The organism is Roseibium sp. Sym1 (assembly GCF_027359675.1).
In the GTDB taxonomy this organism is placed as follows: domain Bacteria; phylum Pseudomonadota; class Alphaproteobacteria; order Rhizobiales; family Stappiaceae; genus Roseibium.
In genome coordinates this window covers 2,287,501-2,312,533 of sequence record NZ_CP114786.1, presented here as the reverse complement: position 1 = coordinate 2,312,533, position 25,033 = coordinate 2,287,501, and the positions used below count along the sequence as shown (strand labels likewise).

General features: G+C 55.5%; 15 protein-coding genes, 1 tRNA gene, 2 rRNA genes and 2 pseudogenes (1 of these 20 cut by a window edge). 9 read left to right on the top strand and 11 right to left on the bottom strand.

The window, feature by feature from the left end; genetic code table 11:
- Nucleotides 1-28 precede the first annotated feature (28 nt).
- The 3 genes from O6760_RS10590 (at nt 29) to O6760_RS10580 (ending at nt 5,529) form a co-directional block, all read left to right on the top strand.
- Complete coding sequence (locus O6760_RS10590) at nt 29-1,285, top strand: HlyD family type I secretion periplasmic adaptor subunit (protein ID WP_442969922.1); 1,257 nt, start codon at nt 29-31, stop codon at nt 1,283-1,285.
- A 297-nt stretch (nt 1,286-1,582) separates the two neighbouring features.
- Nucleotides 1,583-2,449 (top strand): hypothetical protein, encoded by an 867-nt coding sequence (locus O6760_RS10585; protein WP_269585335.1) that lies wholly within the window; start codon nt 1,583-1,585, stop codon nt 2,447-2,449.
- Between the two features lie 293 nt (nt 2,450-2,742).
- The gene (locus O6760_RS10580) at nt 2,743-5,529 is read left to right on the top strand and encodes a calcium-binding protein (protein ID WP_269585334.1); all 2,787 of its coding nucleotides are present in this window, start codon (nt 2,743-2,745) and stop codon (nt 5,527-5,529) included.
- Nucleotides 5,530-5,940: 411 nt separating this feature from the next.
- Here the strand turns inward: O6760_RS10580 and O6760_RS10575 are convergent, their stop codons facing one another.
- The 3 genes from O6760_RS10575 to O6760_RS10565 all read right to left on the bottom strand — a co-directional run bounded on the left by O6760_RS10575 (nt 5,941) and on the right by O6760_RS10565 (nt 9,086).
- Nucleotides 5,941-7,107: a hypothetical protein gene (locus tag O6760_RS10575; protein WP_269585333.1), complete on the bottom strand. Its 1,167-nt coding sequence runs from the start codon at nt 7,105-7,107 to the stop codon at nt 5,941-5,943.
- 64 nt (nt 7,108-7,171) lie between these two features.
- Nucleotides 7,172-8,629 carry a DUF4403 family protein gene (locus tag O6760_RS10570; protein WP_269585332.1) on the bottom strand — a complete coding sequence of 486 codons (1,458 nt, stop codon included), beginning with the start codon at nt 8,627-8,629 and terminating at the stop codon, nt 7,172-7,174.
- Nucleotides 8,630-8,810: 181 nt separating this feature from the next.
- On the bottom strand, nt 8,811-9,086 hold the full coding sequence (locus tag O6760_RS10565) for a hypothetical protein (RefSeq protein WP_269585331.1): 276 nt from the start codon (nt 9,084-9,086) through the stop codon (nt 8,811-8,813).
- Nucleotides 9,087-9,818: 732 nt separating this feature from the next.
- Between O6760_RS10565 and O6760_RS10560 the strand changes: the two genes are divergently transcribed.
- From O6760_RS10560 to O6760_RS10550, 3 genes are all read left to right on the top strand, one after another.
- Entirely contained in the window at nt 9,819-10,805 is a 987-nt protein-coding gene (locus tag O6760_RS10560; protein WP_269585330.1) for a hypothetical protein, read from the top strand.
- A 160-nt stretch (nt 10,806-10,965) separates the two neighbouring features.
- Nucleotides 10,966-11,316 carry a hypothetical protein gene (locus tag O6760_RS10555; protein WP_269585329.1) on the top strand — a complete coding sequence of 117 codons (351 nt, stop codon included), beginning with the start codon at nt 10,966-10,968 and terminating at the stop codon, nt 11,314-11,316.
- A 28-nt stretch (nt 11,317-11,344) separates the two neighbouring features.
- A complete protein-coding gene (locus O6760_RS10550) occupies nt 11,345-11,965 on the top strand; it encodes a TIGR02594 family protein (RefSeq protein ID WP_269585328.1) in 621 nt (206 codons plus the stop codon).
- 286 nt (nt 11,966-12,251) lie between these two features.
- Here the strand turns inward: O6760_RS10550 and O6760_RS10545 are convergent, their stop codons facing one another.
- The 5 genes from O6760_RS10545 to O6760_RS10525 all read right to left on the bottom strand — a co-directional run bounded on the left by O6760_RS10545 (nt 12,252) and on the right by O6760_RS10525 (nt 19,184).
- Entirely contained in the window at nt 12,252-12,593 is a 342-nt protein-coding gene (locus O6760_RS10545; RefSeq protein ID WP_269585327.1) for a hypothetical protein, read from the bottom strand.
- 137 nt (nt 12,594-12,730) lie between these two features.
- Nucleotides 12,731-14,941, bottom strand: coding sequence for a hypothetical protein (locus tag O6760_RS10540; RefSeq protein WP_269585326.1), 2,211 nt, complete (start codon nt 14,939-14,941; stop codon nt 12,731-12,733).
- A gap of 76 nt (nt 14,942-15,017) precedes the next feature.
- Nucleotides 15,018-16,268 (bottom strand): phosphatase PAP2 family protein, encoded by a 1,251-nt coding sequence (locus tag O6760_RS10535; protein WP_269585325.1) that lies wholly within the window; start codon nt 16,266-16,268, stop codon nt 15,018-15,020.
- A 36-nt stretch (nt 16,269-16,304) separates the two neighbouring features.
- Nucleotides 16,305-18,086 (bottom strand): adenylate/guanylate cyclase domain-containing protein, encoded by a 1,782-nt coding sequence (locus O6760_RS10530; RefSeq protein WP_269585324.1) that lies wholly within the window; start codon nt 18,084-18,086, stop codon nt 16,305-16,307.
- Between the two features lie 396 nt (nt 18,087-18,482).
- The gene (locus tag O6760_RS10525) at nt 18,483-19,184 is read right to left on the bottom strand and encodes a Crp/Fnr family transcriptional regulator (RefSeq protein WP_269585323.1); all 702 of its coding nucleotides are present in this window, start codon (nt 19,182-19,184) and stop codon (nt 18,483-18,485) included.
- Between the two features lie 246 nt (nt 19,185-19,430).
- Between O6760_RS10525 and istA the strand changes: the two are divergent.
- From istA to O6760_RS10510, 3 genes and pseudogenes are all read left to right on the top strand, one after another.
- Nucleotides 19,431-20,989: pseudogene (gene istA, locus O6760_RS10520) on the top strand (IS21 family transposase).
- A 44-nt stretch (nt 20,990-21,033) separates the two neighbouring features.
- Nucleotides 21,034-22,136 (top strand): IS3 family transposase gene (locus O6760_RS10515; protein ID WP_269581172.1). Its coding sequence is split into 2 segments (ribosomal slippage): nt 21,034-21,295 and nt 21,295-22,136, totalling 1,104 coding nucleotides; the frame shifts between segments, so codons are not numbered across the junction.
- 113 nt (nt 22,137-22,249) lie between these two features.
- Nucleotides 22,250-22,499 (top strand): annotated as a pseudogene (locus O6760_RS10510) (ATP-binding protein); the annotation flags it as partial.
- Nucleotides 22,500-23,009: 510 nt separating this feature from the next.
- Here the strand turns inward: O6760_RS10510 and O6760_RS10505 are convergent.
- The 3 genes from O6760_RS10505 to O6760_RS10495 all read right to left on the bottom strand — a co-directional run.
- Nucleotides 23,010-23,086: transfer RNA gene (locus O6760_RS10505), tRNA-Met, on the bottom strand.
- Between the two features lie 211 nt (nt 23,087-23,297).
- Nucleotides 23,298-23,412 (bottom strand): 5S ribosomal RNA (gene rrf / locus O6760_RS10500).
- A gap of 370 nt (nt 23,413-23,782) precedes the next feature.
- Nucleotides 23,783-25,033, bottom strand: a 23S ribosomal RNA gene (locus tag O6760_RS10495) (it continues 1,473 nt past the right edge of the window).

Sequence of the window (25,033 nt, the reverse complement as noted above, 5' to 3'; positions counted from 1 at the left end):
CCGTTCCCGCAAGGCTGCCATCTTCGGGTTGAGCACCTGTGCTCTTCTGGTCTTTGGCTTCGGTGGGTGGGCGGTCAGCGCCAAACTCTCCGGCGCGGTCGTCACTCAGGGAAAGGTGGTCGTTGCCACCGATCTCAAGGCGGTCCAGCATCCCGACGGCGGCATCGTCGCCGACATAAGGGTCCAGAATGGCGACCGGGTCCAGGCGGGCGATGTTGTCCTGACCCTTGACGACAAGCTTCTGAAAGCCAACAGAGTGCTCGTGGACGACCAGCTCGTTGCCCTTGAAGCCCGTCTCGCGCGGCTCCATGCGGAGCGGCAGGGTCTGGACAATCTGGCTCCGTCCCGCGAACTCGACTCCAGGCCGGGTGAAACCAAGGTGGCGGACGCAACCGCTTCCCAGCAGGCTGTCATGGAAACACGGCGCACCTCACTGGAAGGCCAGGTGGCCGCCTACGAGGAACAGATCACGCAGTACCAGCAGGAAATCTCCGGGCTTGAAACGCAGCGAGCCTCGGCAAACGAGCAAATCGACTTCATCGAGCACGAGCTGAAAGGCCTGGAAGTGCTGTTCGAGAAGGGGCTGACACCCGAAACGCGGATAACAGCCCTCAAGCGCGAACGCTCCGGCCTGAACGGCTCGGTCGGATCGCTCACGTCGCAAATCGCAGTGACCCGCGGCAAGATCAGTGAGACGCGGCTGGCCATCCTACAGCTGGAAAAAAGCTTCCAGGAGCAGGTGACGAACGAGATTTCCGCGATCGTGCCGGAAATCGCCCAGCTCAAGGAACGGCGGGCAACATCGGACCTGATGCTTTCGCGGGTCGACGTACGTGCCCCGGCCGACGGATTTGTCCATGAATTGGCCATCCACACTGTGGGAGGGGTCATCCAGCCCGGCGAGACGCTGATGCGGATCGTTCCTGAAGCCGACAAGCTGGTTGTCTCGGCGGCCGTCATGCCGCAGGACATCAACAAGGTCGCGAAAGGCAACCCTGCCTCGCTGGTGATCGGTGCCTTTGACCAGAAGGTGGTCCCGCGCCTGGAAGGGACAGTCTCGTTCCTCTCCGCCGATCTCAAGATGGACCAGGCAACTGGAATGAGCTTCTACGAAGTACGGGTCGACCTGGATGACAGCGCCGCCGACCTGCTCTCCGGCCGGGACCTGACACTGCAGCCCGGCATGCCGTCCGAGGTCTTCATCCAGACGGGTGAACGCACGATGGCGGAGTACCTGCTCGACCCGTTGACAAAGCAGCTGCGCAAGACGTTCCGCGAAACCTGAAGCTGATTTTCAGCTCCCTCGAAAGGCACCCGGCCAGTCTCCGACAAGTCTACTGGCCGGGTGCTCTTTTGCAGATCAGCCGGCAAGGCATTTCCGGCCCGGAAAACAAGCGTGCATGGAGCGATCCGTGCGCGCTTGTTTCATTTCGGAAATCCGAATTTTGTCAAACTTTGTAACACTGTATGGACAGTTGTTAATTTGAGAAACGGCCTTCCAAAACTTAGATTCTGGTCATCCCAAGCACGCTGCTGGGGCAGAGACTTACGACCAGAAACAGCCATGAAAAGGAATGCCGAAATGACCATCAACGCAAACGAAATTCAGCGCAACGCGCAGGAAAATTCCGTCGAGGCAGTCCAGCCGCTGCTGAATGACTTTACCCCTGTACAACCGATCTACCCGGGTAATGACTACGGCAACGACCATTCCACACAACCGGTCGACCAGATCAATCCCGAACCGAAGCCGTACTGGCCAGCTGAAGGCAGCGACCTGACACCGGTGCAGCCGATCCATTCCGGTGACGACTATGGCAACGATCATTCCACACAGCCGGTCGACCAGATCAATCCCGAACCGAAGCCGTACTGGCCAGCTGAAGGCAGCGACCTGACACCGGTGCAGCCGATCCATTCCGGTGACGACTATGGCAACGATCATTCCACACAGCCGGTCGACCAGATCAATCCCGAACCGAAGCCGTACTGGCCAGGTGAAGGCAGCGACCTGACCCCGGTGCAGCCGATCTATTCCGGTGACGACTACGGCAACGATCATTCCACACAGCCGGTTGAAAACGACCTGACGCCGGTACAGCCGATTTATCCCGGCAATGAGGGGCCGATCGCCGTTCAGCCGATCTATCCGGGCGACGGTGAGCCCACACCGGTGCAACCGGTCATGCCGGACTGGCATTGCGGCACAGTGGAAAATGGTTCCGCCTTCGGCAACGATACGATTGCCGTGCACACGATGGCAGCTGCCGGCACGGACGATCAGTGGTGGCTTGAGGGTGGCATCAGCCAGGCTGACGGACAGGCGGAAGCCAACGAAGGCTTAGACAGCACCTCCGGGCTGGATCTGGGCGGCCACGATGGGATCACAGGCGCTGGCGCCGCGGAAAACGCGAGCTATGAAAGCCTCACGCAGGATCTCATCGTTTGACCTGAGAGGAGGTGTTTGAAAAATGTCCGGCGGCGAATATTTGCCGCTGGAGCCGGTGTTGTCACAGAACCGTCGGCTGACTTTTTCCGATCCTGAATCAAGGCGCGCGCGGACCACTCCGCACGTGCCTTTTTTCGTGCTTTGAAATCCAATTTTGTCAAACTTTGTAACACTGTATGGACAGTTGTTAATTTGAGAAGCGGCACTCCGAAACCTAAATTTCAACCACTCCCTGGCGCGGTGTCAGGAGCAGAGAAATGCAATCAGAACCAGCCGTAAAAAGGAATGCCGAAATGACTTATTCCGCCAACGACATTCTGCCCGACGAGCAGAAAAATTCCTTCGAGGCAGTCGGGATACTGCCACTTGGTCCGGCCTTCGAGAGCGGAGAGGAAGACACGCCGCCAGTTGAGCTGCATCAGCCCATCTACCCGGACCATGATCTGACCGATGACGAAGAGCAGGTCACCTTTCAGCAGATGAGTACCGTGGTTTCCGGGGACTATGGCAGAGGCACGACCCGTTCGGACAACTCTCCGGGCACTGCGGGATCACTCTCTTTTGCCGCGGTCCCGGAAGATGACGGCTTGACCCCGGGCCAGCCGCTGCCGCTGGGGCCGGTCATCGCGTCCAATCAGGTCGATGCCGTGGTTTTCGGAGACTATGGCAGGGGCACGACCCGCTCGGACAACTCTCCGGGCACTGCGGGATCACTCTCCTTTACCGCAGTCCCGGAAGATGACGGCTTGACCCCGGTCCAGCCGCTGCCGCTCGAGCCGGCCTTCGCGTCCAATCAGGTTGGTGAGGACACCTTCGGGCAGATGCGGCAGACGAACACAGAGGTCACCTCACCGGAAACCACGACCGTGCTGATGTCCACCACCGCGATAAGCAGCGGGGACAGCTTCTATTCCACCAACCAGTGGAGCGTCCTGGAGGGCCTCGGCCTGACGGATCTGGCGACCTACAACCTCGACGGCGGTCCGACCCTGAGCCAGTACGGTGAAGGCGGTGACTTCGAGGCCCGGCCGTTTGGCGAGGTATTGACCGAAACAAAGTGGCATTACGCTGCCGGCGGTTTCTACGACAAGATGAAACTCATTTCCGATGGCGTGCTCGTAACGGGTGCGGATGACCTGAAAATCGATGCGCTCGAAGGAAAACACACGGTGTATTACAACGAGTGGTGGGGCAGCGGCAGCCATCATTACACCAATCATCATATCTACACTGCGATCGACGCAAGCAACGCGAGCGGCCACGTCACATATACCGGGGCCTCCGATACCTACTGGCAAGGCGAGACCCACCTGACCTCCAAGACTTATGGGTTTCAGAACATCTTCAAGGGAGGCGACTTCGGAAACAAGATCACCGGCGGCGGGCATTCCGATATCCTGATCGGAGGTGAAGGCAACGACAAGATCTTCGGCGTCGGCGGCAACAACATCATCTACGGCGTCGGCGGCGACAACCGCATCGATGGCGGTGACGGCGGATCGACGATCTTCGGCGGGACCGGCAACGATTTCATTCTCACCGGCAAAGGCAGCAACACCGTTGTGCTCGGCAACGGCGACAACTGGGTCGTTGTCAACCAGAACAATCTCGACGGCACCTCGGATGCCAACAAGATCGTGCTAGGTTCCGGCAACGACACGGTCGTGATCGGCAACATCCCGCCGTCGAAAACCACCGTGACGTCGTCGATGTCGGAGTGGCAGATGGGTCTTGTCACCGATACCGGCATCGATGTCGGCGGCGACTTTGCCGGCTGGGCCTCGCAAGCCCTCGGCGCGGCCAATCCGCTTTGGGGCATGGTGCTCACGGCTGGAAAGGACCTGATCAGCGCCCTTGTCGGCGGAACGCCTTCCGAGGTCGTCCAAACCACCGACTACTCCGTGTTCGAGGCAACCGAAATCACGAACTTCAACCCGCTGACGGACCGGCTGCTGTTCCCGATGAATTCGGAAGGCAGCAACAACCTGGCTATCAGAACGGAGGCGAACGGACACGACCTGACGATCTATGACTACAACACGATGGATGTGCTCGCCTTTATCGACTTCGCCTCGGCCGAGGAAATCTTCGGAACCTCTGGGTCCCTGAGCGCGGCCGAAAAGAAAGCCTTCGGAGAATCGATGCTATCAAGCGTTTTGTTCATGGACGCAGACGGGCTGACCTTGGGGGGCGGCCAGGACGTCAACCATTTCAGCGTCAATGCTTCGGACATCGACACGCTCGGATCTTTCTCGGACGACATCGGTGCGGGAAAATACATGTTCGCAGGCGCCTGGACCGGGAACTACATGTTCGGGGATTCCAGCACCGGCAGCTACATGGGATCCCAGCTGAACGACATTCTCTTCGGATTCGACGTCACCGGAAATTCCATCAACGCAGGCACCGGCGGCGGCGCCAAGTTCTATGGCTTTGGCGGCAACAACCTCTTTGCGACAGGCACTGGCCATAACCTGGTTTTCGGAGGCACGGGCGAAGACACCGTCACCTACGAATACGCGCTCGGCGGCATTTATGTCGACATGACCGACCTGACCATCGACCCCGACAACAAGGACCACGGAATGCACTTTACGGTCACCCAGGACCTGGCCGGCTATCACGCGGACTTCCTCTGGAATGTCGAAAACATCATCGGCTCGATCTATGACGACACCATCATCGGCAACGACGAGGACAACACCTTTGTCTCGACCGGCGGAAACAACACCTGGTCGGGGACCGGCGGTTCCAACACCTTTGTCCTGAATGGCGGAACGACGACCATCACCGACTTCAATTACGGCAGTGATACGATCCAGATCCAGAAGTCGGCCTATGTGGACGGAAACGTGAACTATCAGGCAAACCTGAAGTGGATCGAAGGTGATGACGCGTGGATGCTCTACGATCTGAAAAACTTCGACGATACCAACCCTCAAGCCCTTGTCACGCTGGACAAGAATGACGGTTTTGACGGACCGGTAGAACTGGAGTTGGTGACGCATGACGGGTCTGTCCGCAGCTTCTTGCCGGGGACCTGGACCGCGGACCATCTGGGTATTGACCTGGTCGTTTGATCAGGGACCTGCCGAGAACCGCCCTTGTGCGTTGGGCTTTGCCCTCCTTTCGGGGCCCTGCCAGGCCAAAATCCTCGCCCCCGTTGCGCAACAAAAAACCCGGCACAAGGCCGGGTTTTTTATTGGTTGCGGGAGCGTGAAACCACCGAGACTGGTATTACCGGACTGGGAACGTGAGCGGACTGGTTGGTCCTGGCGCTCGAGGCAGCGAAAATAGCCATTCGCATGGGGTTACATGTGGAACGTATACTTGCCCATTTCTGTCGAAAAGACGCTCCTTGATCAGTGCCTAGATAAACTTGATCTCAGGTGTACATCGTTACAATTTGGCTCAGAAAAGCTGCGACCTGCAAACCGGCTACGCCTTTCGCGAAGTATCCTTCGATGTCCTGAGTTTCCCAGGTTTCCCGGTCAAGATTGTGCTGCCATCTTTGGGTTGCCACCGTTTTTCGATTGAGACTCACGAGCCGTTCTTTTGAGAAAAGGTTGCCATTTGAGATATTTCCCGGAAAAATTGAACGCCACAATCGCGCAGACCACCAACAGAACACCGGCAAGTCCCTGGAGCAGAGACAGCGTTATTTGCTCAAAGCCGCTTAAGTTCTGGGGGCGTGCAAAACCGAAATACATCGACACAGCGCATCCTGCACCCGTCAGCGTGACGATAAAGAACAGCCGTTTTTGAGTCGGCCAGCCGGTCGACGGCCAAAGTAAAAGGCAAGGCAAGAGAGCTGCAGCTGAAAGAACCGCATAGGCAAGATTGCCGTCGAAGCCAGTGTTTGTCAGGAGTGCTCCGTATCCGTAGCCGCAGATCGGTGCAAGGGCAGCATATGCGAGCCGAAACAGAAGACCGCAGCGGGGTAGAAAGGTTGCGGCGATCCACGTACTTCCCAGCATGATGAGCATGTCCGGTTCGAATTGCAGACGATCAAATGCAGCCTCCCTGTGTTCCGCCGCGGGATTCGGAAAAGCTTCAAACAACAGCAGGCCGGAAAAAAACCGGAAAACTGCACCGGCGACCGCCGCAAAGACGAGCGCCAAGGTAATTGTCGCAAGCAGTTTGATCGGCCGACCGTCCGGGGTGCCGTTGACAATCACGCTGGTAAAATAGGGCAGCGGCAGCAACAGAAGCCAAAGTGCAAAGAAAAACAGGGCCTGATACACTATTTGAGGATTCGACGTGAGAGGTTTGATCCAGACTGCCTCACCAATATTGATGAGCGCGGCCAGGGTCGCGATCACCAAACCGGAGACGATGGCGACTGCGTCTTTCTTGGCGACGTCGCGATACATTACAGATAGAAAAACGACCGCGGCGGTGCCGATAGCCAAACCCGCGAGCGCAATTTCAAATGCAGCGGAATCCTTGGAAGCTTCACCGTCATAGATGCGCAAGCCGAACTGGGCGAGGATCAGGGATTTCTCGCCCAAAAGAAACAAGATGGCGGCGAGCAAAATCGACCAGGCATGTCCCTGGCTCTCGGCTTGCTCTTCAGCCCTTTGCACCGCTGCCGGCAAGCCCGGCGCGCCGTTTTCGGTCGTTGTTCCATCCCCTGGAGGAACATTGGTAAGAGCCATGTGCTGGACACCCCCGCACGGCGCGCGGCTCCCGTCCTGCGGCCCCTGATTGCCGGCCATAGGTTCACCTCATTGGATTGAAACCGACGACACGAATGTCGCCCGTGGAAGAGAAGGTCACCTGAAGAGCGGAAGCTTGAGGCAGAAGAAGCAGATCCTCGACTTCAAGATGCCCCTTGCCGGCAAGGGAAAATTCGGGGGTCAGCTCGCGGTTCATGGCAGAGTTAACCGCCTTTTCCAACGCCGCGATCTCCTCATTCAGCGAGACGGTGTATGTGTCTTCCAGGAACAATTCGACAGTTCCGAGCATCGCAGATGTCGCCACTCCGGACAGTCCCCCCTCAACCGCATCGAGATCGATGTCGGCAAACCGGAGGCTTTGGCTGTCACGAAACAGGACCGGCCTCGTCGTCACACGGATCGCTTTGCGTTTCAGCGAAAGCGGCCCGCCGGTCACATCGACAACCATCTCGAGGGACAGCCGGTCGCCGTCAACGCCAATATCAGCCTGGTAGATGGTGACGCTCATGCTGTCTTCCTCCCCAAGGCGAACCGTCCTGGGAAGCTGTTTTCCGGCGATCCTATTCAGTGTTCGCGTCCCGACGCGCACGGGAACCTTCAACACCACGCCAGCATCTTCCATGGGGGTCAGATTGGGAAGAGACGTGGTTTGCGGCCCTGTCTCATTATCGGACACCTGCGCCGTCATCGCCAGGTCGAGGCGTGCGCTGAGCGTGTTGCTGTCGAAGGTCGGACCGTCAAGCCCGATGGCAAGCGGCCTGAGATGCAGGTAGAGCGGATCGCCACCCGGCACGTCCAGCCGATGCGGAACCTGAAGAGCCAACCAAAGCTTTTCCGCTTCCGATTTCAGGTGAACCCGGCCCAGCACTTCATTCAATCCACCGGTCCTGAAGTCATTGATTGCCCGGTCAAGCGATGGCCCCAGTGTGCTGCCGAGGGTGATCGGAAACAGATTGAACAGCCGGAACTCCGGACGATCCAGCCACCGGTAGGAAATATCGACCGGCATATCCGGCGTCCAGTCAGGCGCAATGCGCGGACTGGCCGAAATAGTCAGCTCCGCCTTTGCCCGCACGGTCTGGCGGATGTGTCTGCCGATGTCGCCCCGGCCCCTGACCGTGCCTGATCCGAAGATGTCCTGACGAAGCACGAGTTGCCCGCCGGACCCGGAAATGCGCATCGGACCTTCGCGCCGGACCAACTCGGAGATCGTACAGTCGATCCGCGGCGAGACTTCAATACAACGGTTTTTCATCGTGACCCTGAAACCGTGAAACTCCGGCACCTTGGTGCACGCCCTTTCCGGTTCCACACAAGTGCGGCCATATTCGGCGTGGTGCAGGGTTCCCGGCAGGCGTCCGTTTGCGTAACCAGAGAGATCTGCCAGGCTGATCGCAACCGGTACCGAGATCCGGCTTTCGGGAGGACCGTCGGCGGACGCGAATGTGGAAAATCCGAGAAAAATGAAAATGGAAAGCGAAGACATAAATGCTTGTCTCATGACACACTCCAAAAAATTGCGTCAAACCAAGCTACGCCACTGTTAAATCTTCGTGGCGTAGCGTGAAATTCCTTCAATGCGGCCATGGTTCCTGTTGTGGCACTTGATCCAGGGGCCTCGGAGACTGCGACCTGCGCCCCGGCTCACCAACAAAAGCTGCCTATGGCGAATGGCACCGGGATCAGTTGAACGAGTCCTTGTAGATGATGACGGGAGCCTTGTTCTCGCTGTCATAGCTGAGGCCAAATCCGTCGGACTCACGAAGTTTTTTCACTTTTTTCTCGAACCGCTGGTAGTCGGTTTCGATTTTCGGCGCCGGCTTCGTGTAGTCCGGGCCATCATTACTGTTAAATTGAGGCTTCAGGTCATTGAGATTGATGTTGTCGTCGCCGGCGACATCGGTGCTCAGAAGAGCAATCGACCCAAGCAGAGCAAATGACAGAAACAGATTTTTCATAACAAACTCCAGTCTATTCAGGACATTGAACAAGTAATGCCTCAAAAGACTGGCAGAAAACAAAGTTAGGTTCAGTGGCAATTGCCACATTCGGCCAACTCCTTTCCTATTGTTTCACGGATTTCTGTTCCTGCCCCGCCCCCGCGCACTGCATGCGTCCTGCGTGAAATTTGACGAAAAACACAGACCGGTTCTTCGCAAAACTCGGAAACAACGGAGTTGTGTGGGAATTCCCACATTCCCGAAAGTTGAATTGTGGTCGGTTACTTCAATTCGGAGGTCGTTTGTGTCAGCCAACGAGGCATTTCCTGGATGGGAACGTGTTTGAGTGCTGCTTCGCATCGCATCTCGAAGTCTTCACGAAGAAGGCAATCACTGTAAATCCATATAATATGGAGAAAATATTATGTATACACTAGATGATCTGAAGATTATAATGCGACATTACGCTGCCGCCATCTCGGATCCACCGAATGATACATACAAAGACATTTCAGCAGACACGATTCACAAGAATATTTTGCCCGTCGGGGGTATCGCAACGGCCACACCACGCCGGCTTTACAAGTCCGCCGTGAGATACGCGCTAAACGTTAACGGTCATGACGACAAGAAGTGGCCATCAAATTGGCTGGATCTCTCGATTGGCACTCTAGCTTCTAAAATCATTTAACGCACCACACCGCGTCAGAGGTGCGTTCCCATGGTTTATTCAGATCAGGTGATATTGTCATGACCTGCAAAAAGCACATGCTTGCTATTCTTGCCGGCGCCGTTTTCATAACTATTGTTTCCGGGCCTTGTCATGCTCAAGAACAGGCACAGGCAGAATCGAAGGAAACGAAGTCCGTTCTTTCCGAAAATGGACTGAACTTGGATGTTGCCGTAGACACGGTAATTACAGAAGCTGAGAAAGCCGCGGTCGGCGTCCTCATCGATCTTTTTAAAAACCCCAAGGACGTCTTTTTGACGAATTGCTCTCCGGGCAAAATCAAATCGGGGAAATGCAATATTGGCAGGGAGCACGGATGGCTCTTTGATCTTGCGCCTGACGTGAAGATCAAAACCGGCAGCAGCGATACATTTGAAAGCATTGTCGGAAAAATCACCGGCAACTTCATGCTCTTCGACCTGGACAGCCCCGCCAGCCAGGGCCTGCCGATTACCAGTTCATCGACGCCGATCCCCAATCTTTCTAAACCGGTACACGTCTTTCCCATTTCACTGGGGGTCGAGACCACACGATACTTCGACACGGTTTCCGGTCTTGCCGAAGTTGGCTATGTGCCCTTTGACCTAAATGGCGGCATCCCTAACTTTCAGCTTGGCGTGGACGCAAAGCTCGGCGTTTTTCTGCAAGGCGGATACAAGTTCGACGCCGTCGGGAAAACCCGGTCTGGCGGGGCCAAAGACGAGAGTTCCGAAAAGCCTGACAGTGCTCTTGGACGTATCAAGACGGTCGCGAGTTACAGGTTTGAGCTCCCTGTCCCACTCGGCGCGTTTGACACCACGCTTACCAACACGCCACACGCAACCGGCTGGTACAATTTCATAGATAACGAATTTTATTATTCGGTCGGCATCAGCTCCGAACTGGAACTGTCGAAATCGAGCGGGGGCAGGAAAACCCTGTGGGACTTTACGGTGGAGCACGGTTCCGGCGAGCCGAATTTCAACACCGGCACCCAATTTTCGACCGGACTGAAAATCACGTTTTAAAACTGGCGCGCCCGGGTGGGCGTCAGAATTGGCAGATTGACGTGCGGAGAGGATCCAGACGCGGTCCCACGGTCGCCACCGCCAAAAGTGAGCACATTCTCACCTGGGTTGGACATGCAAGGGAACGAAACAGGTGTCAGACATAGAGGAGACAATTGTCGTGGCCATAGAAGCAACAGATCTCGTTACCACCGTCTTGTTGGCCGGAGGGCTCATGGGAATGCTGGGTCAGGGCCTGCGCTCTGCAATCGGCTTGAAAAAGCTCAAGGATTCCACTGGAGACAACGGGTCACTATTTTCCGCCTCCTTCAGCGCAAGCCGGTTCTACACCAGCTTGTTCATCGGCTTTCTTGCCGGCGCGCTGACTGCTTTTTTCATGTCAGAGCCGACAATGAAACTCACATTGAGCAAGGAGGTGCTCATCGGGCTGATGGCGGCAGGATATGCCGGCACCGACACTCTTGAAGGTCTCGCTAACAAGTTCATTCCCGGCTCGGCGCAAGCCCGCTAATAGATTCCCTTTTCAGGAGGATGAAATAATGACTGGAATTCATATTATTCAGCCTGGCGACACGATGATGGCGATTGCAAATCAATACAACTGTTCATTGCCTGAACTGCTGGCGTTGAACACACACATCAGCGATCCGAACCTGATTTTCGCAGGACAACAACTGAATGTGCCCGACAGCGGCGTCAACGGGGCTTCGGCGCTGCCTGTGCATTCTGGCGAAGATCCTCACTGGTACAGAATTGCGCTTGAAGAACTGAACACGACCGAATTCTCGGGAGATGACCATAACCCGCGCATCATTGAGTATCACAGCACAACGACACTCAAGGCGCGCGCGGATGAAGTGCCCTGGTGCTCTTCATTTGTAAACTGGTGCGTGGAACAGGCCGGTCTTGCAGGCACAAAGAGCGCCGCCGCGCGATCGTGGCTTCAATGGGGCGCCGGCCTGGCACACCCGCAGAAGGGGTGTATCGTTGTGTTCTCCTCATCCCGAGGCCCGACGTCCGGCCACGTCGGTTTCTTCGTGCGCGAGGAAGGGAACCATTACCTGACCCTGGGAGGAAATCAGAACAATTCCGTGAACCTGTCTTCCTATCCGAAAGGCCGGCTTCTGGGCTACAGGTGGCCTGCACAGACACGGCATTGAGCCGAAAACGAACATTTAAGTCGCTACGACGTCAGGCAGCCTGCCAACTTTGACCGGTCCTCAGGTGCCTGACGTTCACATTTTACCGGCTCGCACCGGCCCAACGTTCACGGCAATTGCATCTCAAGTGATGTGCCGGCACCGGAAGCGAACGGAAATACAACTTTCCTTCCAGAAAAACGTACGAAGTTGACCCCGCTCGGCCGCATGGACGAATTGGTTGGGCATGCGGTTTGAAAAGACTCGACGCGATTGGGTCCTGAAGGCATCGGCACGCTCGCCTTTTTTAATCGATCACGAGAAAATCGAACCGATACGTGACCTCGGGGTCCTCGGCGCAATCTACACGCCGATATTTGAACTGGAAACCACCGTTCCAGATGTTGCCCATCATCGTGACCAGCTTGTCGGGAATCGAAACCGGCTGCCTGTCGATGAGACCTGGTTGGATGAGAACGATGGAGGGACGACGCGGCATGATAGTGGAGATCACCTCGACGTCATTTTCCGGTCCGCCCGTCGTCTCCACGTGAAAGGTGATTATCCTTGCGCCGAGTTCTCCGTGCGAATATTCCCTCTCGTTCAGGGCAGGAACCGTGAGTTCTGTCGTTCCGTGAACGTTGATCAATTGTCTCTCCCGGTGATTTTTGGTTAGGCTCACAGAACAAAGGCGCGGTTGGAGTAAAGTATCCAGCAGACGACAACCTCACCGTCGCCGTCGCTTCCAACGGACACGACACCTGGCTTCAGGTACCGGCAAACGGCTTAGGTGCCGAAGTCACCGCGCAAACTATTCGAAGGACGGGACTCAGGCAGTTTCAGCCGGCCCGCGCCCTTCCGTTCTTTGCTCAATTTAGGCGTTGTACCGGGGGGGGTTCTTCGTCGTCCGCTATGCTCAATGTCAATGTCGTCCTTAACAGCCTTGTCTCGCAGTAAGTCAACAATTGCATCATCGTCTTCACCGCAGGCCATCAGGTCAGCAATAAGACGTGTTATTTGCGGAGCTGCTACGCTGGTTCCATTGAGAGGAACTGCCGACCCGCTCCGAGAACCGGCTGCGATCAAGCCCAGATTGGTTTTTGAAGTTTCACTGGGTGCCAGATAATTGGGAAGGTCCTCGTGACCCTTGAAGTCGGCGGAAGAATATGTGGCAATCCGACCATCCGAAATCCTGTATCCTCCGACGACTCGAACTTCATTGCCAGTTGCTATTGCACTGATCGTCCCTGTCCTGCGGATGGCAGAGAGTTCGTGGTCAACTTCCTGATATTCACCGCTGTCTGAAAATTTCCGATAGTGCGGGTCTTCAAAGAAGGACTGGCGCCCGAACCGACTGTAGCTGATCGGTGCATCATCCCAATGTATCCAGCCATGCAGCTCCAGCGCCTCTACGCCAGTATATTTAACCGAAATGGACCATACACCGGCTCCGGCCAAGGCTGCCTTGCTGCTGTGGAACGAGGTCGGAACAAGCGCAATCAGGTAACGTCCGCGCATCTTAGACTCTTCGTCTCTATTGTTGTGCGTCCGCTTCGAGTCAGACCTTTGCTGGAAATAAGCCTTACAAACAAGGCCTTCGTCCACTTCGCTTTCCCTCAGAGCAATCGACGCCTGTCCTGGGTTGTTGCGGTCCGCGACAAGCTCACAACTTGAAACCGTGCTGCTCGGGGCACAGATCGTGACGCTGATTTTCTTGCTTTCCTCCGGACACAGATCTTGAGGCAGCCATAATTCAATATAGCTGGAAGTTCGATCGTCCGGCGGGACATGCCAGTCGACCTTGTCGATACTCTGACCGGGCGGAACGGAGGGGTTGTTGAAGGAAAAACAGGCATGGGAACGAGCCTGAAAACTGTTTCCGGCAGGTAAAACAAATTGGACTTGTGAATGGTTATCACGCCAATAATTTAGAATGCGATCAAGATACTGCTCAATACTGGAACTTCCGTCGTGAGGTCCCGCGCGTATTCCAGAACTGAAATTGATGACGATAGGGGGCACCTTGTCGTAACCGTAGCGTTTTCGGATGGCGTATGCCCGATGAAAAATATATCCAACGGCATTCACGAGTTCAGTTTCAAGTCCGAGCCCAGACGTTTCTGCAACGATAGCAGAGGGGAGTTGAACACTGATAATATGTCGCTTTTTTTTATCTTCTCCCATGTCGTAACCAGCGGCAAGATCCATTACGTGTGTACCGTGGGAAACACGCCATGCGGCTGCCTTGTGATGCAATCGGCCAAAATCCGCAACGCCGGCCAGGGCATAAAACAAGTCTTCGTCGACGAGATCTCCTTTTCGGCACAGTTTCAACAGACTATCGATTCCCGGAACTGTCTTTCCCTCTATCGTTCGATCCCATTTGGTTAGTTCGAAACCCCGATTGAAACCGTAAACACCGCCGGAAACGCTTCTTCCACCTTGCAGCCAGGCAAACTCTACACGTGTATCGGTTGGACCGTTTCTGAAGCGTTCATTTGCAAAAGCCAAACCTTCATCAATTATTCCGACGATTACGGGTATTTCATCTGCTTCATCATCAGAATAGGCCAGCTCCTGTATCTCAAGCTCTGTTCCGCGGTAAATCACAGAGTCTGCAGGCACTGGTCTGCCGACGATGACTTGTTCTACTAAACTGTTCTTCAAAGGACTATTGGGACCATCCACAAGCTGACGCCACTCTTTTAATGGGAAATGTGTTGGAACAACTTCTTCACCAGAAAATTGTGGCGGGGCATCTAAGAATAACTCCGCCACGTAAGGCGGTATATCGCGATCCTCGGCCTTGCCGCCCCCCCCAGCAGGAAAGAAAATTTCTTCAAAGTTATTTCGAAAACCGGGTCTCCCAAACCAGACAGCAGGAACGATGTAATCTTCTTCTTGCGTCGGAAAATTTCGGGAGACGTAGCTGAGCCAATCGGCATAAGCATCGTCGTACTTCTGGTCAAAATACTCATGGCTCCAGGTCAGGGACATGGCGATCTCATCTGGTAAAAAGGTGAAAACTAGGCTGGCGAGACGATATGCTTGACGGTCAGACCAACCACCTACGTTAAGCCTGTTCAGTTTCGTCCTTCCATTCCTCGCGCGCTTCTTTCCAAAGCCAACTCAAAATGGAAGAGGTATCGCCAAATTCTGATGGAGCTTGCTCGGAATGCGGAGAAATCTCAGCGTATTGCAGGCCAGGATCGAGTTCCATCCTCCTGGCTTTTGGATTGAAGTAGCGCGTCCAGTTGAAATCTGCGTCGCCTTCGACCGGAAAATTGTTACCGATAAAACTTAGCTTGCGGTAGCTTACAAGTCCTGTGCACAGGCCCACAAAATATTCTCCCAAAGTCAGGCCAAGGAGGCAGCCGGCAACGCTATCGACGGGATAATGTACGCCCGCAACCGTTCTGTTTATGGCGATCCTGGCTGCCTGACGAGCGAATTGTTCAACCCAGCGCTCTTCTTCCGAGGCGTTTCCTTTGGTCCCAGCAACAAGATGCGACATGATCAAAGCGAACAGAAAAGCCTCTGTTGCATGGCCGCTCGGCAAGGAGCCGTGCAGAGGTGGCGGGATCATCGGCTGAACCTGAGGCGAATACTCGTGTGCCCGACGGCAGGCGAGAGCATGCTTGAAGCGCATCTCGACGACATACGACATCCTCAAGGCTGCGTAGATGAGCTCAACCGTCTTGGGTTTGGTCGCAAAACTAAACGGAGCAATAGAGCTGAAAAAGGCATTTGGAACCCCTAGCTGAGCGATGATTTCGGCGCCCCGATCCGGACGTAATTCTGCATAGGTCTGAAGATACCGGAGCTGGTCCAGAAAAACCTCTTGCGTCGGTCGGGACATTTCCACCAGCTTGTGCCAAGCGATATTTGCCGGTGCACCGCCCGGGGTCATGTCGACGAACAAATGGTACAATGTCATTGTGGGCGGAACGCCAATCGCCGGTTTGCCAGAGACGAAAGCTAGGCGAGAATTCAGTTCGAAATCTATTATTGCAGCGCGTTCCGTGGTTCCGAGCAATTTCAGATTGTCGTTACTATCGTGTTTCAGCGGTCCTTGTTGAGCGGTGGGCGCTCCTAGCCAATTTCCGACTATACCGTCGCGGTTGGTCAAAAGCGCATTTGTTTCAGTAATCCCGTAAAACTCTCCGGCAATGCCTGTAATGCCGGCAACGCCTGAAACCCCGGAGACACCTGAAACACCCGACACACCGGAGACGCCTGAGACGCCCGATACCCCCGAGACGCCGGAAACGCCCGAAACACCGGAGACACCGGAGACACCGCTAACACCAGACCGAATAGCCATTTTTTCTGCCCTTTCAAAAATCACAAACGAACAAATTCATTCAGGCACGCCGACCTTCTTCAGCGTGTAGGCCCATTCATCGCAGATCGCATGTCCGATACTCGGGGTCCTGGCTTTCCAGGCCCTGATCGTCAGATTGGGCTCCATGTCCATGAGTGTCCTGCCGACACGCCGCGCCTCGTCCCGCTGTCCGAGCTGCCAGCACGCGATGGCTTTGGCGCGAAGGGACGATGTATGAAACCGGTTTGCGCGCAGGGACCGGTCCGCAAATTCAAGCGCCTGTTGAAACTGGTGGTCAGCCAAATAGGCGGTTGCCGCGAGTGTATCGTAGTAGTAGCGGTGCGGATCGAGCGGCGAGAGCTGGATGGCCCTTTGTGTATCGGCGACGGCCGTTACACCGTCGCCCGTAAAGGCATGATCGGTACCTTTTAGAAGCCAGGCCAGGGAGTTGTTGGGGTTGGCCTTGACCGCCGACTGATACCTCTCGGTTGCAGTGTGATGATCTTTTAGAATATGCGTTTGAACCAGCCCGTCGATCGTGAGCGCCAGGGAACTGTCGGGATCGGCCTCAAGGGCACGTTCCGCCGACACGCGGGCATTGTAGGCGTCCTGGTCGGCCCTTTCACTCCAGCCCTGCTGTGTTCTCAGTACATGCCACTTGGCCATCCAAGCGTGTGGAACCGATTGTCGTCCCGCCCGGTGAACAACTTCTTCAAGCATCTCGAAGGAGCGTTGAAAGTCGTGCCGGGACATGCGGTGCATGAGCGCAACCGCGGCCATCAGCAGGGAATGAATTTGAAGGTTGGGGAGGGGAAGGCTGCGGGCACGTTTCAACTCAGCCAGAGTGATAGCGTTGCAGGTTCCGGACACGATCGAGGAAATCAGGGCACGATCGGCACCATAAAGGCTGCCAATACGATCGTGAACCGAGTCGGACCAGACAACCATGCCGTTTTCAGTGTCACTGAGTTCAACAAAAAGTTCAATTTTGTCGCCGTCCCGAAAAAAACGCCCCGACAGGATGAAATCAGCTGAAAATTGCTTCCTGACTTCAGCCAAATCTATCACGCGTCCCGTGAACGCGGAGGTGGACAAATGGGAAATCACATTCAAGTTCTGTGAGGTTGAAAAGATCTGGATCAACTCATCCGAAAGAATCTGGCCAAGAACAAGTTGGTCCGGCGTCGGCTGGCGTGGAGCCAGGGGCAGGACAGCAAGTGTCGGGTTCAGCGCGACGGATGCACTGGGACCGGCGGCTGCGCGAACCTCTCCGATCGGGTGAACACGGTAAGTGCGTACGGGTTCCTTTATGTGTTTCAGATAGCATTCACCGAGGTCTTCGAAACCGGCGTCAAGCTCTGCAATTGCCTGGTTTCGGGCGTCGGCGGAAATGAGGATGTCACCGGGGGATGCGAGGGTCATTAGCCGCGCGGCGCGATTTACGCCATGGCCGTATAAATCATAATCGTCTTCGAATGTATTCGCGACATCGATCCCCATTCGCAAGAGGAAATGGTCGGAAGCCTGTTTGTCCCGGTTGTCCTCTATGCATGCGGCCCGAATGGCCAAAGCGGCGACCAAGGCATCTCGCGGTTGATCAAAATCAATCAGAAGACCGTCGCCAAGCCGCTTCTTCAAGCGGCCGGAACAGTTCGGCAAAATATCGGCTTGAACGTGGTCCGCGAACTTGACCCACCGCTCGACTGCTTCCCGTTCCTTCTCCTCGATCAAGCGAACAGACTCAACAAGGTCGATGATCAGGACGGAACGAGTGCCAATCACCTGGTAGGGGATACTTGTTTCTTTTTTCAAAATCACAGCCGACACCGGCCGTCGTTTTGCGACAACATCGGCCCCCCGCGCGCAAAAACAATTATGACAACTTGAGATTAGCTTAAAAGAGCCGAAATTTGTAGGTTTATATCGTTTTGGTTGAGCACGTCTTTGCGGGGGGCGAACGTCCGCTGCTATATCACGATGATGACCACACCTGGCTTGACCGCATCTTCTGCATTTTCCTTCTGAATACAGCGAAGGGGTAGCATCAAATTTAACAACGGTTTTGAATAAGGTCTTCATCGCCGGAACAGAATTGCGCAATACACGACATGCTACAGTGGCAATTACCACAGACAATCAATATTTTTTCGAGATGCCACTTGAATCGACCTAATTCTCAATTGATGCACGCATTGGCGTTTCCGAAGAAGACAACTAACCAGTGTCATTCTCGGCCAGCATGCGTCGCAACTTCGAAACATCCTTGATCGTGATGCTTCTTCGTTCGAGCTTGGCTAAGCCGATCGCGACCAAACGGTTCAGTTCCTTTGTAACGGCCTCTCGATGCGTTGCGATCCGTGTGGCAAGTTCATAATGCGAGGGTGCAGGTGAAAGTTCGCATATTCCTTCGTAATCGGATTTGTCCTCGCATAGACGAAGGATTTCCGCATACAGCCGTTGGCGGACAGACAGCGCGCTAAACTCGAAGATACGCCGGCTAAGTGCCCTGGTTTTCGTCACCAAATGCTCCGCGACGCGCAGGCCGAAGGTTCCACTTGAGGCAATCAACGCGCGAAAATCCTGCCCAGACATGCGCGCGATCAAGGCTTCGGTCTTAGCTTCGATTGAAGCGGAGCGTGGCCCACCATCAATCGCTGCAAACTCTCCGAAGATCCCGCCTTCGCTGATCTCAAAATAGGTAACTTCTTTTCCATCGATTGAATAATCACAGACCGATACGGTACCGTTCAGAATAAGAAACACATCAGAGGAAACGTCATTTTTTTTTAGAACCGTCTCGCCTGGGTCTACTTGAAAGATCTGGCAAATTCTTTCAAATTGATTGTCGTCAAATTCAGAAATGCTATCGAACAATCGAATTGATTGCTTGATCGAACGCTTTTTTGAGTCGGGCATCGGCGCAGTCCCATTCACCTGCCAGCAACACTTTATAGGGTAGCGTTAAGCGGTCGGCAACCATAGCGGTCTTCAAGTTATGCGCACATGAAACCATCGCTTCTTCGAACCTGAAATAGAAATTGACCTATTTTGCTGTGAGACGGCCTGCAACATTGACCGTGTTTTAGTGGTTATCGGCATCCAAAACTGACCCCTGCCAAATTTGTTTTTTTGCAACCTGATTTTCAGGGAGCATTTTCAGGGATGTTGGTTGTGGAGACGATTGCGAAGATCCGACGGGCATATTTTAAGGAAGGAAAGTCGATCAAACAGATTTGCTGCGATTTTCGGGTCTCCCGGAACACGGTGAGGAAAGTCATCCGCTCCGGATCGACAGAATTCAGCTATGACCGGTCCGTTCAGCCGCGCCCGAAGATCGGCCCGTGGCAATCCGATGTCGATGACATGCTCGGCGAGAACGCAAACCGTCCCAAGCGGGGACGTCTGACACTCGTGCGGATTTATGAGCAATTGCGCGGGCGCGGCTATGACGGTGGATATGATGCCGCCGCGCGCTGGTCCAAGTCGATGCGGGAAGCTTCCGCGGATGCCTATGTGCCGCTCAGCTTCGATCCCGGTGAAGCGTACCAGTTCGGCTGGAGCCACGAAATTGCCTTCATCAACCGGATCACGATGACGATCAAGGTGGCCCACGTTCGCCTGTGTCACAACCGGATGCCGTTCATCCAGGCGTATCCCCGCGAAACGCAGGAGATGGTGTTCTACGCCCATGACAAGGCCTTTACCTTTTCGGCGGCGCCTGTGCGCGAGGCATCTACGACAATATGAAGACAGCGGTGGATGCGATCTTCGTGGGAAAGGGCCGTGACTACAATCGCTGCTTCCTTCAGATGTGCGGACATTATCTGGTCGATCCAGTGGCCTGTAAGCTGGCTTCGGGCTTGGAGAAAGGGCAAGTGAAGAACCAGGTGGGCGTGCTCCGCCGGCGCTTCTTCCTTCCCCGGCCGAAGTTCAAGAGCTATGCCGAACTCAACGCCTGGCTCCTGGATCGCTGTATCGCCTGGGCCAAAGCCCATCCGCATCCGGAGATCCGGAACAAGACGGTCTTGGATATCTTCGAGACGGAACGCCCCAGCCTTGTGCCCTATGCAGGTCCCTTTGACGGGTTCCATGCCGTGCCGGCTTCGGTGTCAAAGACATGTCTCGTCCGGTTCGAGAAGAACCGTTACTCGGTAGAGGCCCGCGCTGCCGGGCGGCCCGTCAAGATCCGGGCCTATGCCGACCGGCTCGAATGCTGGCAGGACGGAAGCTTTGTCGGCAAACATGTGCGTGCATTCGGGCTCGACAATACAGTCTACAATCCCCTGCATCAAATCCCTGTTTTGGCACGCAAGCCCGGAGCTTTGCGCAATGGGGCGCCGTTCAAGGAATGGAAGTTGCCTCCGGCCTTGCGGCGCGTTCAGCGCAAATTGGAACGGCAAGCCGGCGGTGATCGCCAGATGGTCGATATTCTTGGTGCCGTTCTGACAGACGGTTTGGACGCCGTGACCGCAGCCTGTGCCGAGGCGCTATCGAACGGTGTCCACTCCGCTGGCGTCGTCTTGAACATCCTGGCCCGGCGCCGGGAACCGGAAGCCCCTGTGAAAATCACGACACCGGATGCCCTGCGGCTCAATTGCGAGCCAGCTGCAAATTTCGACCGGTACGACACCCTCGGGAAATTCCGGCCCGGGACGATCCAAAGACGGCTAGCACTCCAACACCGTGATGTGCCCCCGCTAAATTCCCTCGATTTGGGTTAGAGTTTTCCGCGACGATTTTCCTGGCTGAGGAAGGAGCGGAATTGATGAAGGCATCGAAGTTTTCTGATGCGCAGAAGGCGTTCATCGTCAAGCGTGGGGAAGAAGGTGTTCCGGTTGCGGAGATCTGCCGTGAAGCTGGCATCAGCCAGGCGACCTATTTCAACTGGCGGAAGAAATACGCGGGTTTGATGCCGTCGGAGATGAAGCGTCTTCGGGAGCTTGAGCAGGAGAATGCCCGGCTGAAGAAGATCGTCGCGGACCTGTCGCTCGACAAGGAGATGCTTCAGGACATTGTCAAACGAAAGCTCTGAGGCCTGCCCGGAAGAGAACGCTGGTCGACGAGATGCGGTCGGACTGGTCGGTGTCCATTCGCCGTGCGTGCGCGGTGATCCGGCTTGACCCGACGACCTACCGTTACAGATCCCGTCGGCCCGGCCAGGCCGCTTTGGAACAGCGTATCAGGGAGATTTGCCAGACGCGCGTCCGGTTCGGTTACCGGCGGGTGCATGTATTGCTGCTTCGGGAAGGCTGGGTGATCAACATGAAGAAAACACGGCGGATCTACAACGAGTTGGGCCTGCAACTGAGGAACAAGCATCCCAAGCGCCGAGTGAAGGCGAAGCTTCGGGAAGATCGCCAGGAAGCCGTGGGTCCGAATGATGTCTGGGCCATGGATTTCGTGCATGATCAGCTCGCAACCGGTCGGAAGATCCGCGTTCTGACGGTGATCGACACGTTCTCCCGCTATGTGCCGGCGCTTGATCCGCGCTTCAGTTACCGTGGCGAGGATGTGGTGAGAACGCTGGAAACTGTCTGCACCCGGATTGGCTATCCGAAGACGATCCGGGTCGATCAGGGCTCCGAGTTCATCTCTCGGGATCTCGATCTGTGGGCCTATAGAAGGGGCGTCACGCTTGACTTCTCCAGGCCTGGGAAACCGACGGACAACGCCTTCATTGAGGCCTTCAACGGCCGTTTCAGGGCGGAGTGCCTGAATGCACACTGGTTCCTGAGCCTTGCGGATGCGACCGAAAAGTTGGAGGATTGGCGCAAGGACTACAATGAACACAGACCTCACGGTGCCATCGGCAACAAAGTGCCGGTGGATCTCATGAAATCAGAACACGCAGCCAGCCCGTGTTCCTGATTTGGTCCGGAAAACTCTAGCCCTTCCTGGGGGCACGTTGGGTAGCACTCCAACCGTGAACAGGGCTAACTTATAAACGAGGCCAATCGTGGGAGCACGTCATCGCCCGTCGCAATTTCCTGATCCTCGACGAACTGGGCTACCTGCAATTCGCCCAGACAGTCGGACAGCTCCTGTTCCATCTGATCAGCAAACTCTATCAACGCACATCGATCATCGTCACCACCAACCTGGTATTTTGGCGAATGGCCAAGCGTCTTCGGTGACGCGAAGATGACGTCCGCTCTTCTCGACCGGCTCACCCACCACTGTGAAATCGTCGAGACCGGAAACGAGAGCTTGCCCTTCAAAAACCGGGTCTGAAAACCAATTCACCGCTGGCCCGAAACTGCTGCGTTAAATGGAGACTACGCAGCATCGGTCCAGTTTCTCACAAACAAGGGGTCAGTTTTGGAAGCCGATAGGGGGTCAACATTCAATGCCGATTGACACCAGTCTCTTGTCACAAGGATCGGTCTGGCGCCCGAACAATACATTGACCAGCTTTCGGTGACCATTCACGGTGACCTAGCGCAGATCCTGTCTGTGTTTGCGGAGGCGGGAGGCCCAAACAAAAACAGCCCTGACTTTCAGGGAGCAGGGTTGAGGTCGATAGTTTCGCGAGGTTGATTTGGCTCTGAACGTCAAAAAGCCCGCCGCATTTAGTGGACGGGCTTTTTTTTGATTTGGTTGCGGGAGCAGGATTAGTCTTTTTTGCCCTTGTGCGGTGAGCTTTTGCTCACCTTGAAGGGGCCCTGAGAGGTTTTCGCCTGTATCCCACGGCCGAATACGACAACAGCCTCAGCCCTTTCGGGATGAGGCTGTTGTCGAATTTGGTTGCGGGAGCAGGATTTGAACCTGCGACCTTCAGGTTATGAGCCTGACGAGCTACCGGGCTGCTCCATCCCGCGTTATTTCAGTATCACCGTGGTTCCGGGGCTTATCAGCGTCCAGATTTCAGCCCGGCATTTTTACTTTGTTTGTCCTCGAACCTTGCGGTTCTGCGGGCAAACGGGGCTGCTCCATGGTGCCGGCACCCTGGTGCGTTTCGCTATGAGGTGCTGGTTTCCGGTTTTTACCGGCAAGAAGTTTCATCGTTGAGACACAAACTGCGATTAGCAGGCCTGGCGGCGACCTACTCTCCCACACCTTAAGATGCAGTACCATTGGCGCTGGGGAGTTTCACGGCCGAGTTCGGGATGGGATCGGGTGGGGGCTCCCCGCTGGGGCCACCAGGCCGGCGAAGCGCAGTTTTACGACGTAAAACTGGTTTGACTTGTGTCCTCACGGTTGAGCGGGCCTTTGGCCCTAACCTCCGGACGGGGCGCGCGAGCGCGCGGCGGCCGGTCGGCCTTGCGGACCTTAAGGTCCGGGCTCTTTTCCCTTTCGGGTCAGGAGCCAGAAGGCTTTGAGAACACTGGTCTTTTCTTAAATATCGATGACCTGGTTCTGGCACGTTCCGGAGCTTTGCTCCGCAAGCGCAAGTGCGCGCCGGCCGGTCAGGCCGCGTGGTTCGCAGGACAGGCCCGGCAGGGCCGGTACGTCCGTGAGAACAAAACCGATCAGATTGAAGCCTTTGGCTTCAAGATAAGCATTGATTAATGAGAGCAATCAAGCCGAACGAGCTATTAGTAAAGCTAAGCTTCATGCATTGCTGCACTTCCACACGCTTCCTATCGACGTGGTGGTCTTCCACGGCTCTTCAGGGAGAACTCGTTTTGAGGTGGGTTTCCCGCTTAGATGCTTTCAGCGGTTATCCCTTCCGTACATAGCTACCCTGCAATGCGGCTGGCGCCACAACAGGTCCACCAGAGGTACGTCCATCCCGGTCCTCTCGTACTAGGGACAGATCCTCTCAATTCTCCTACACCCACGGCAGATAGGGACCGAACTGTCTCGCGACGTTCTGAACCCAACTCACGTACCACTTTAATTGGCGAACAGCCAAACCCTTGGGACCTGCTCCAGCCCCAGGATGTGATGAGTCGACATCGAGGTGCCAAACAATGCCGTCGATATGGACTCTTGGGCATCATCAGCCTGTTATCCCCGGCGTACCTTTTATCCGTTGAGCGATGGCCCTTCCACGAGGGACCACCGGATCACTATGGCCGACTTTCGTCTCTGCTCGACTTGTCAGTCTCGCAGTCAGGCAGGCTTATGCCATTGCACTCAACGAGCGATTTCCGACCGCTCTGAGCCCACCTTCGCGCGCCTCCGTTACCATTTGGGAGGCGACCGCCCCAGTCAAACTACCCGCCACACACGGTCCCGGATATTGTTGTACCGCGGTTAGATATCCATGACGACAAGGGTGGTATTTCAAGGGTGACTCCACAAGAGCTGGCGCCCTTGCTTCGACGTCTACCACCTATCCTACACATGTCGTGACGAATACCAGTGTGAAGCTGTAGTAAAGGTGCACGGGGTCTTTCCGTCTGACCGCAGGAACCCCGCATCTTCACGGGGAATTCAATTTCACTGAGTCTATGCTGGAGACAGCGGGGAAGTCGTTACGCCATTCGTGCAGGTCGGAACTTACCCGACAAGGAATTTCGCTACCTTAGGACCGTTATAGTTACGGCCGCCGTTTACTGGGGCTTCAATTCGGTGCTTGCACACCTCCTCTTAACCTTCCAGCACCGGGCAGGCGTCAGACCCTATACGTCGCCTTGCGGCTTCGCAGAGCCCTGTGTTTTTGATAAACAGTCGCCACCCCCTGGTCTGTGCCACCCCAATCCGGTTGCCCGAACTGAGGTCTCCCTTCTCGCGAACTTACGGGAGCATTTTGCCGAGTTCCTTCAGCATAGTTCTCTCAAGCGCCTTGGTATGCTCTACCAGTCCACCTGTGTCGGTTT